Source organism: Ensifer sp. SSB1 (assembly GCF_016652895.1).
Classification (GTDB): Bacteria; Pseudomonadota; Alphaproteobacteria; order Rhizobiales; family Rhizobiaceae; genus Ensifer.
The window spans coordinates 49,316-59,904 of sequence record NZ_JAEPRP010000021.1; the positions used below are offsets into that span (position 1 = coordinate 49,316).

The 10,589-nt window shown below is 64.0% G+C and carries 8 protein-coding genes; all 8 read right to left on the minus strand.

Annotated elements, in window-relative coordinates; all coding sequences use genetic code 11:
* Positions 1 to 17 precede the first annotated feature (17 nt).
* Positions 18 to 854, minus strand: coding sequence for a universal stress protein (locus I8N66_RS07850; protein ID WP_291151811.1), 837 nt, complete (start codon positions 852 to 854; stop codon positions 18 to 20).
* A gap of 251 nt (positions 855 to 1,105) precedes the next feature.
* Positions 1,106 to 2,350 carry a Gfo/Idh/MocA family oxidoreductase gene (locus tag I8N66_RS07855; protein WP_291151814.1) on the minus strand — a complete coding sequence of 415 codons (1,245 nt, stop codon included), beginning with the start codon at positions 2,348 to 2,350 and terminating at the stop codon, positions 1,106 to 1,108.
* A 78-nt stretch (positions 2,351 to 2,428) separates the two neighbouring features.
* Positions 2,429 to 3,448 (minus strand): LacI family DNA-binding transcriptional regulator, encoded by a 1,020-nt coding sequence (locus I8N66_RS07860; RefSeq protein ID WP_291151817.1) that lies wholly within the window; start codon positions 3,446 to 3,448, stop codon positions 2,429 to 2,431.
* Positions 3,445 to 4,401 (minus strand): ABC transporter permease, encoded by a 957-nt coding sequence (locus I8N66_RS07865; protein ID WP_291151820.1) that lies wholly within the window; start codon positions 4,399 to 4,401, stop codon positions 3,445 to 3,447. Before I8N66_RS07865 ends, I8N66_RS07860 begins: the two co-directional genes overlap by 4 nt.
* On the minus strand, positions 4,398 to 5,390 hold the full coding sequence (locus tag I8N66_RS07870; RefSeq protein WP_291151830.1) for an ABC transporter permease: 993 nt from the start codon (positions 5,388 to 5,390) through the stop codon (positions 4,398 to 4,400). The genes I8N66_RS07865 and I8N66_RS07870 overlap by 4 nt, the downstream gene beginning before the upstream one ends.
* Positions 5,390 to 6,895, minus strand: coding sequence for a sugar ABC transporter ATP-binding protein (locus I8N66_RS07875; protein ID WP_291151822.1), 1,506 nt, complete (start codon positions 6,893 to 6,895; stop codon positions 5,390 to 5,392). The genes I8N66_RS07870 and I8N66_RS07875 overlap by 1 nt, the downstream gene beginning before the upstream one ends.
* Before the next feature lie 166 nt (positions 6,896 to 7,061).
* Positions 7,062 to 8,087 (minus strand): ABC transporter substrate-binding protein, encoded by a 1,026-nt coding sequence (locus tag I8N66_RS07880; protein ID WP_291151824.1) that lies wholly within the window; start codon positions 8,085 to 8,087, stop codon positions 7,062 to 7,064.
* Between the two features lie 402 nt (positions 8,088 to 8,489).
* Entirely contained in the window at positions 8,490 to 10,391 is a 1,902-nt protein-coding gene (locus I8N66_RS07885) for a methyl-accepting chemotaxis protein (protein WP_291151827.1), read from the minus strand.
* Positions 10,392 to 10,589: the final 198 nt, after the last annotated feature.

The following is a 10,589-nucleotide window of genomic DNA, read 5'->3' on the forward strand; positions in this document are numbered from 1 at the left end:
CCACCCGGCCCTGCCAATCAATGCGCCATGAGCACGGGGACCACGGCGTTTTCGAGCATCGAACGGGTGACTCCGCCGAAAACACGCTCGCGCATTCTGGAGTGTCCATAGGCACCCATGACGATCATATCCGCACCCACATCGGAGGCGAACCGATTGATTACATCGTCAACCCGATGCCCGCCACTCGGCAGCCGCTCGACGGAAACGGAAACGCCGTGCCGGGCAAGATACCCGGCGATATCGGCGCCCGGTTCCTCGCCGTTCTTGCCGTAGGCAGAACGCGGGTCGACCATCGTAACATGGACGATCCTGGCGCCAGTCAGCATGTCGAGCGCTTCGCGCACCGCGCGGGCCGCTTCCAGCCGGGAGTTCCACGCCAGCACCACGGTCTTCGGATCAAGACGTGCCGGCTTGCCCTTGGGCATGATGAGGACCGGCCGGGCCGAGCTGAACAACGTCCCGTCGATGGTGCGTGAGCGCAGTTCCGGGTCCAGCATCAGACCGTCGCCGACCAGCGTCAGGTCCGCGTAGCGGGCACGCTCGCCGATCTCGTCATCGGCCCAGGCGGCTTCGGTATACTTCGTTTCGACACTGAACGAGATGCCTTCCCTGGTGAGAACATCCGTTGCTTTCGCCACGCAGGAATCGAGCTTGTCGACATCGCGCTGCCGCTCGTTCAGCCAATCGATGGAGATGGCGGCGGCATAATCGCCGATCGGCGGAGCGGCAGCGAGCTTGACGATCAACAGGGAAAGGTGAGCGTTTGCGGATGCACAAACCTGTGCTGCCGCGCGCAGATGCTCTGCGGAATGATCTACGCCGACGACGGCGAGAATGGTCTTGTATGTCATCGCGTTTCCTCCTCGCGACCGGGCTTAGGGACTGGATCAGCGTAGGCAGATGCGCGCGCGGCGACATTGATCCCCGTCAACAGAGATCACGGAGGTAGGCGTATAATTGGGGATGACCTCCACGCTCGCGGCGGTCCTGAGCTATTGCGCCGGCATTCTCCTGATGCTGGCGGGGCGGTGAAGACCATCACAGCCATCACCGTAAAATTAATCCGCGAAGTGGGACGGCTCTTGGTGCATGACGATCGTCGTCAGGCCCCACGGCGCGCGACGACCGGCACGTAATGCTCCAGTTCCGGCGCCGGGAAGTTGAGGGTCGCGTTGATTTCTGCCGAACGGTAAAGGCCCATCAGCATCTCGACCACGGCAAGGCCGTCCCCGAAGGTTTCGAGCGGCTTTTCGCCCTTGCGGAAGCACTCGACCATATGGCGGTTCTCATCCGTGTAGCCATAGACGCCGGCCTCATCCTCGAGCACCGGCATCAGGCCCTGCTCGGCGTTCTGCTTCTCAACGAGATCTTCGCCTTCCGAGCCCTTGACCTCGCGCGACATGAAGATCTTCAGGCCGGTGGAGAGCGAATTATATTCGAGCGCATATTCCGGCCCGAGCAGTTCGAGCTGGATGCGCAGCCCGGCGCCGACATAGGCCCAGGAGGTGGTCGCCTCGATCATCAGCTCGTTGCCGTCCTGGTCTTCGAGCGTCACCGTGGCGCGGGCGAAATCCTCCGACGGTCGGCTGCGATAGTCGACCTCGCTGCCGAAGCGGTTGCGCAGCTGTTCGGCATAGTGCGGCCGCGTCCATTTGAGATTGGCGACGGTGCCGTTCACCGCCTTGATCTTCAGCGAATTGCGCGGCGCACCCGGCGCCGTCAGCAGGTAGCGTGCGACTTCGACGCTGTGGCACATCATGTCCGAGAGCACGCCGCCGCCCTGCTTGTCGCCCTGCCAGAACCAGGGCTCGTGCGGGCCGGAATGTTCCTCGGCCGCCCGCGCCAGGTAGGGGCGGCCGGTGGTGGACGCCGCGCGCCGCCAGATGATTTCCTTGCCGCGCAGGACGGGCGTGCAGAAGACCTGGTTTTCGAGATAGCCATGGTTAAGGCCGGCATCTTCGGCCAGCGACAGCATCTCGCGGGCCTCGGCCACGGTGCGCGCAAGCGGCTTTTCGCAGGCAACGGCGAAGACCCTGCTGCGGCCGTCCTTGACCGCCTTGTGCAGCGTTCGCATCACGTCGATGCGGGTATAGTTGGGCGAAAGGATCCAGACCGCATCGACGTCGTCGGCGGTCAGCAGCGCTTCCAGGCTTTCATGGGTACGGCAGCTGCCGAGACCGAGGGATGCGACCTCGTTTGCAAACTTCTCACGGTTTTCAGCCTTGCGGCTGAAGACACCGGTGACCTCGACATTGCGCACGCCGATCATCGACTTCAAGTGGAAATGGGCGATGAAGCCCGATCCGACGAAACCCACGCGCAGCGTCTGCTTCGGTAGCTGTGTCATTCTCTTCTCCCATTGATCGAGTGTGGTAACGGCGGGATGCGGGACGTGTGGAAACCACGTGCGTTCATCCCGCTCCGGCTATTTTCGTGGCGGGGCGGTGCTGCCGCGGATGTTGAGCGTGGTCGGCAGGACGATGGCCGGCTCTGCGGCGACGTCACCGTCAGAAAGGATGTTGAGAAGCTGCGACATCGCCGTGCGACCAATGTCGGCGCGCGGCTGGCTGACGGTCGTCAGCGGCGGATAGAAGGCTTTGCTCAGATAAAGGTCGTCGAACCCGACGACAGAGACGTCGCCCGGAACATCGCGGCCGAGCCGCCGCAGCGCATGGATCGCGCCATAGGCCATCTCGTCGTTGGCGGCGAAGATCGCCGTCGGCGGCTCCGGCAGGGCGAAAAGGTCCGCGGCGCGGGCCTCGCCGCTTTCGAGCAGGTAATCGCCGCGCACCTCGTAACCCTCCGGAATCGCAAGGCCGGCGGCCTTCATGGCGGCCCGATAACCGTCACGGCGATGAAGCGCCATAACCTCCGGCAGCGGACCGGCGATATGGGCGATGCGGCGATGCCCGAGCGCGACCAGATGCTCGACCGCAGCCTCAGCCGCAGCGACGTTGTCGATCTGAACATGCGGGAAACCGGATCCCTCGATCATTTCAAGCGCGATAACAACAGGCAGATGCGAGAGATCCGCACTTTCGCCCGGCTGCGGCGGCGGCAGCTTGCCGGTCATCAGGATCATGCCGTCGGCATGACCGTCGCGCAGCATGTTGAAATACTCGACCTCGCGGTCCGGGTCGTTCTCGGTGTTGCCCATGAGGACGGCGTAACCGGCTTCACGCGCCGTCGCTTCCACGCCCTTGAGTATCTCGAGATAGAAGGGGTTACCGACGTCGCGCACGACGAGCAGCACCGACATCGACCGGCGAGTGCGCAAGTTGCGCGCGCTGACATTGGGGCGGTAGTTGAGCTCGCGCGCAAGCGCGTTGATGCGCTTGCGTGTCTCGTCGGTCACCAGCGACGAGCCGCTCAGCGCCCGCGAGACGGTCGCGACCGAAACGCCGGCGCGCTCCGCGATATCCTTGATCTTCGGCCGCTCGCTCATGCCCGCATCGCCCTCCCGCGGCCATAGAACAGCATGAGCAGCAGTAGCGTCGCGCCGAACACCATCTGACGCCCGGATTCGTCGATGTTCACGGTCGTCAGGATGCCCTGGAGGATGACGAGCAACAGCGCGCCCGCCATGGTGCCTGTGTAGCCGCCCTTGCCACCGGCAAGAGACGTGCCGCCGAAGACGACTGCGATGATCGACGACAGCATGTATTGCTCTCCGACATTGGCAAAGGAGGAGCCGGAATAGCCGAGCAGGCAGAGCCCGGCGATCGCCGCGAACATGCCCGAGATCATAAAGAGACCGATGCGCATGAGCCGAACCGGCACGCCCGCCATATAGGCCGCATGCTCATTGGAGCCGATCGCATAGATGCGATGACCGAAGACCGTGCGGTTGAGCACGAAGGCCATGAACAGGCCGATCGCGATCCAGAGCCAGATGATGCCGGGAATGCCGAGCGCCAGCGGCTGCGTCACGAAGGCGGAGAGGCCGGGGGCTGCGCGGCCCGAAGGGATGCCCTGGCGGATGACGACCAGTAGGCCCTGCAGCACGCCAAGCATGCCAAGCGTCATTACCAGCGGCGGGATGCGCAGCAGCGTGACGCCGAGGCCGTTCAAAAGGCCGAAAAATGCGCCCGCCGCCAAGCAAGCGAGTACGGCCGGCAGGATGCCGCCATCGGCCCCGTTCATGACATTGCCGGCAATGATCGCCGAGAGCGAGACGACGCCGCCGACGGAGAGGTCGATGCCCTCACGCCCGCCGAGAATGACGACATTCTGGCCGGCGGCGACGATACCGAGCAGCGCGGCGACGATCAGCAGCCGCAGGATCTGGTCGGTCGAGGCAAAGCCCGGAGACAGGCTTTGGCCGAGAACAAGCAGCGCGACGATGAGGGTCAGGGCCACGACCAGCGGCTGTTTCAAGAAGGCGAAAACCGAACTCATGCCCGTGCCCTCCGGCCGGCGAGCACGCCGGCCATCAGGACGACGAGAATGGCGAGGCCCTGGACGAAGTTCTGCCATTCGGACGGCGTGCCCATGAAGAAGACCAGCGAATTGACGAGGCCGATCGTCAGTGTGCCGAGGAGCGAGCCGACAACCGTCGTCCAGCCACCAGCAAGCGCACTGCCGCCAAGCACGACGGCGGCGACGCTGTAGAGCGTCATCTTGCCGCCGACGAGCGGATCGCCGCTCGCCGTATCGCCCGTCAGGCAAAAGGCGGCTAGCGCCGAGAAGAGGCCGCAGAGCAGGTAGCCCCTGATGCGGACCGCGACGACCGGCAAGCCGGTCTGAAAGGCCGCCTGCTGGTCGTCACCGACGGCAAGAAGCTCGGTGACGATGCGCGTGCGCGACAGGAGGAAAAGCAGCACGGCCAGCGACGCGAGCACGTAGAACACGAACGGCAGGCCCAGGAGACGGCCGCCATAGGTGCGCCAGAATAAGGCCGGCGCCGGCGTGCCGGCGACAGGCATGACATAGAGCGCAAGGCCGGTGAAGAAGATGCTGGTCGCAAAGGTCGCGACGATCGCTTGTAGCCGAAGTGCTGCAACGACCAGTCCGTTGACCAGTCCGCAGGCAAGCCCGATGAGGAGCCCAAGCGCCAGCGCAAGCAGCACCGCGCCTGCGCCGCCGCCCCAGCGCTCCATCAGCACGACGATCGCGACATTGACCAGCGATAGCGTCGCTCCGGCGGAAAGGTCGATATCGCCGGCGGAGACGACATAGGTCTGGGCGATCGCCAGCATGACGAGCGCCATATAGGTGCTGAGCAATCCCGTCAACGAACGGAAGCTCAGGCTATTTGGTGAGAAGATGCCGTTCAGCGCCAGGAGCGCGATGAGGATGACGAGCGCCGGCAGGAACGGGTAGCGCTCGAGCCAGGAGCGCAGGCCGCCACTCCCTGGCGAAGAAATGTCTGTCGCGGTCGATGTCATCATGCGGCCTCGTATGCAGCCTGGTAGAGATTGTAGCGGGTGCGATCGTCGCCGGTCAGTTCGCGCGTCACCGAGCCGCCGTTAAAGACGAGGATGCGATTGGCATTGCCGAGCAGCTCGGCATCCTCGGACGAATAGAGCAGGATGCCGAGACCTTCGGCCGCCAGCTGTCGGATGAGCGCAAAGAGATCGGCCTTGGCCTGGAGGTCGATGCCCTTGGTCGGGTCGTCGAGCAGCAGCACGTCGGGTCGGTCGATCAGCCAGCGGGCGATGATCACCTTCTGCTGGTTTCCGCCCGAGAGCGAATTGATCGGGTGGAAGAGGCTCGCAAACTTGGTGTGCATCGCTTCGAGCGCCGGCATCGCCTTGTCCCGGAGGCTTGATGGCCGCGCGAGCATCAGCCGGTCGCGCAGATAGTGGATCGGCGTGACGTTCTCGATGACCGGGCGGCCGCTGATGACGCCGTCGCGACCACGATCGCCGGAGACGTAGGCGCAGCCGCGGCGGATCGCATCGCGCGGGCTTCTGGCATCGTAGCGTTGGCCGCCGATCGTCGCTTCACCGGATGAGACGGTGCCTGCGCCGAAGATCGCCCGCAGCAGCGCCGACTGCCCCTGCCCGTGCAGACCGCCAAGGCCGAGGATCTCGCCCTTCGCCACCTCGAAGCTGACGTCGCCAAAGCCCTTGCCCGAGAGGTTCCGGACGGAGATCGCCGCCTGCGACTGTGTTTCCACCACCGCCGGTGCCGACGACCTTGCCGCCGGCATGTCACTCGCGCCGCCGACCATCAGCCGGATCACCGTTGCCGGATCGGTGTCGGAGAGTTTCAACGTCTCGATGGTTTCGCCGTCGCGGATGATCGTCACGCGATCTCCGATCGCGGTGATTTCGTCCATGCGGTGCGAGATGAAGATGATGCCGCGCCCCTGCGCCTTCAGGCCGCGCAGGATCTCGAAGAAACGATCGACCTGGGCGCGGTCGAGCGCCGAGGTCGGTTCGTCGAAGATCAGGACCGGCGCTTCGCTGGCGAGCGCTTTCATGATCTCGACCAGTTGCCGCTGATCGGCGCGCAGGTTGCCGACAAGCGCCTCCGCATAAAAACCCTCACCGGCGACTTCGGCAAAAAGCGCGATGTAGCGCGCCGCGCGCGCCTTGAGGGCCTGCCGGTCGATGAAAAAGCCTGCTTTCACCGGCAGGGCGGAAAGGCAGATGTTCTCCTCGACCGACCTATGACCGGCGAGGCTGAGTTCCTGGTAGAAGATGCCAATGCCGGCAGCGCGCGCCGCCTGCGGTCCGGAGATCGTCACGGGCTTGTCGTTGATCAGGATCTGGCCACCGTCGGGGCGCACGCTGCCGGCAATGATCTTGCACAGAGTGCTCTTGCCGGAGCCGTTGGAGCCCATCAACACGTGCACCTCGCCGGCCGCGATCTCGAGATCGCCGCGGCGTAGCGCCAGCGTTGCGCCGTAAGCCTTGCTCACGCCGTTCAGTCTCAGTTTCGACATTGGCTGTCGTCCATCATCTTGGTTGGTTGCCGCATCATCATGGAGCCACGTATCAACACCGGCTCCGCTGCAGCGTTCTTTCACGCCGATCGGCCTTGGCCGGCGGCCATCGGCGGCATCGGTCGCCGGGCAGCTCAAGACAAGAGCCGCCCGGCGAAGCCCGAGCTTACTTGAACAACGCCGTGGCGTCGTCGATCGAAAGCGCGTTGGTGTAGGAGTAGTAACCTGGCTTGCCGTCCAGCTGCTTGGCGGCGTCCGCGAGATTCTTGCTGTCGATGAACGGGATCGGCAGGTACATGGCGTTCTTGTACTGGCCTGCCGTCGCCGGCTCCTTCAGTTCCTTGCCCTGCAGCATCAGCACCGCGACGTTGAGTGCGCTTGCCATGACGCCGGGCGGATTGACGGTCGCGCCGGAGTTCAGCTTGTCCTTGACCCAGAGGTCGATGAAGTCCTTGCGGATTTCGCCGGTCGCGGCGATTTGGCTGGACTTGCCCGCGTCCATGATCGACTTCCAGGCACCGGCCGCCATGCCGTCCTGCACGACGACGCCGTTGATGTCAGGATAGGTCGCAAGGATGTTCTGCATCGCCTGCTGGCCCTGGGCCTGATCCCAGTTGGCGTTGACCTCGTTGACGACCTGGAGATCCGGATAGTCCTTGAAGACACTCTTGTAGCCGGCGACACGCATCTCGTTGGCCGGATGACCGGCAACGCCGTTGATCGCGACCACCTTGCCCTTGCCGCCGAGCGTGTCGGCGAGCCACTTGGCGCCGGACGCGCCCCAGGCCGTCTGGTCGATGCCGACATAGGTCGCATCCGGCGACGAAACCTCGGCGTCCGTCGCGATTACCAGGATGCCGGCCTCCTTCGCCTGGGCGAAGCTCGGATCGAAGGCCGTCGGGCTGTTGGGGTTGATGATGATGGCATTCACGCCTTCGGCGATGAAGTTGCGCACATGCGCAATCTGGCCGGGCACGTCGACATTGGCGCTCTGGACGGAGACTTCGACGTCGACGCCTTTCTCCTTCCACTTCGCCGCGGCCTCCTTGGCCTCGTCGATCATCTGCGTGCGCCATTCACTGCCGACCCAGCCGTTGGACAGGCCGATCTTGAAAGTCTCGGCATTGGCGAAAGAAGCGGAAATAGCAATGGTTGCGACAGCGCCAAGCGCCGCGGCGATAAATTTCTTCATCAGATCCTCCCAAATCTTGCGAAAGCCATGAAGCCAGAAAATGTAATCGATTTCAATGGGCATTTTCAGCGATTTTTGCGGGGTTTTACCCTTCCGTCCGAAAATCCGACGGCCGCGCCCGCGAGGAGGTCTTCTGCCCCTTCACAGGCGTCACCGTCTTCGAGGTGGAAGCGGTCGCGCTCGCCAACGACATCCCCATGGCCCTGCCGGCGCCGTCTGGCCCCGCGCCTCCGGCCGCGACGGGCTGATGGCCCATACGCGGACAAGGAGCGTCCGGGTCGAGACTGCCGAACACCCTACCGTCGTTTCGGCGTTTCGCCGGAAGCTTGATCGTTGCCAGTCCCCGAAACGAGAAAGGGCCGGCAAATGCCGGCCCTTTTTGCTGTTCGCTGCCCCCTTTGATCAGGCAGCACGGCTCCAGCTGTCGCGGCCGGTCTGCGCCTCAAGCTTGAATTTCGCCAGCATCGTGCGCAGCTGACGGCTTTCTTCGGCGAGCGTGCCGCTTGCTGCCGTGGTTTCTTCCACCATCGCCGCGTTCTGCTGGGTCATCTGGTCCATATGATTGACCGACGTGTTGATTTCCTGCAGCGCGGTCGCCTGTTCGCGGGCGGCTGTGGCGATCGTGTTGACGTGGCCACTGACATTGTTGACCAGGGTCTCGATCTCAAGCAGCGCGTCACCGGTAGAGCGCACCAGCGCCACGCCGTTCTCGACCTCCGAGGCCGAGCTGTGGATCAGTGTCTTGATCTCCTTGGCAGCGTTGGCCGAACGCTGGGCGAGTTCGCGCACTTCCTGGGCGACAACCGCAAAACCACGGCCCGCCTCGCCAGCACGCGCCGCTTCGACGCCGGCGTTGAGCGCCAGCAGGTTGGTCTGGAAGGCGATCTCGTCGATGACCGAGATGATCTGGTTGATGCGGTTGGAGGAATCCTCGATCCGCCCCATGGCGTCGACCGCGCTGCGTACAATCGCGCCCGAGCGGCCGGCGCTTTCCTTGGTGGCGCGCACCATCTCATGCGCCTCGTTCGCCCGCTCGGAAGCGGTGCGTACGGTCGAGGTGATCTCGTCGAGCGCTGCGGCGGTCTCTTCGAGGGCAGCCGCCTGCTGTTCCGTGCGCTTGGAGAGATCGTTGGCAGCAGAGCTCAACTCGGCGGAGTTGTCGTTGATGGTGCTGGCCGCGCCGCGCACGTTCTGCATGGTCGAGCGCAACGTCACCATCGTCTGGTTGACGTTCCGCTGCAATTCGGCGAAGGCGCCGTGGAATTCACCGCGCATGGTCTGCGTCAGGTCGGCATCGGCAAGTGCCGCGATCACGCGGCGGACTTCGTTGACCGTCTGGTCGACGCTGGAAACGAGCTCGTTGACGCTCGATGCAAAGCGGTTGAGGTCGTCGTTTTCATAGTCCTTGGTGATGCGACCGGTGAAATCGCCGGCAACGGCGGAGGCGACGACGACGCTGATGTTGGACTGCAGGTCGCTGCTGCGCGCATGCAGTGCCGCTTCCTGCGCCTTCATCGAGCGCATGGCGATGCCGTTCTTGCGGAAGACTTCGACGGCGCGTGCCATCTCACCGATCTCGTCCTGGCGGGAAACATCCGTACTATCGCCGTCAAGCTTGCCGTCGGCGAGTTCGCTCATCGTCGAGGTCAATTCGCGGACCGGCATGACGATACCGCGACGGGCAACGACGAGACTCACGCCGACGCCGAAGAGCACGCAGGCCGCAGCGGCGGCGGCCAGGATGGTCATCGCGACGGAGGAGGAATTGAGCGCCTCGGCGCGGGCGGCCGCCAGCTCGTCGCCGGAATAGGTGCTGTAGGTCTTGACCGTCGCCGTCACGGTCTTCTGGGCCTCAAGCGCCTTGTCGAGCGCCGCCTTGACGGCGGCAGCATCCGTGCCCTGGCTGGCCGCGACGGAGACCATCGCGCGGATCTCATCGAAGTAGCTGTTCAGTGTGATGCGGATATCATTCAGCAGCTTGTCTTCGGCGTCGTCGGCAACCGCCTCGATCTTCGTCACACGGCCGAGCATTTCCTCGGCGCGCTTCTCGGTTTCCAGGCCGAAATCGGCGGCCTTCTGCGGCGCTGCGGCAAGCTGATAGGTCATGCGGCTGACGGCAATGATGTCGACGCGCAGGTCCATCGCCTCGCGCGCTGCCTCTTCGCGGGCACCGACATCGATGATCGTGGCGCCGAGGGAGGAAAGACCGCGCGCGCCAGCGAGCGCGATCAGAATGGAGGATATGCCCATGACCACGACCACAAGGCCGACCTTGGTCAAAATCGAAAGGTTCTTGAACGTCACTGCCGTGACTCCTGTGATGTCGCGATCGCGTTGTTGGGAGGACATGGTCAGCCATACCGGCGGGAGGAGGACCGGCTGTTTGCTGCGCCTTCACGGGGAGGAACCGGAGCGCGCACTGACCGATAAGTACTTAGTAATTTTGAATTTAAATTAGGGTTAAAAAAGCGATCGCAGCTTTTCGCAGGTGCAGCAAATCCG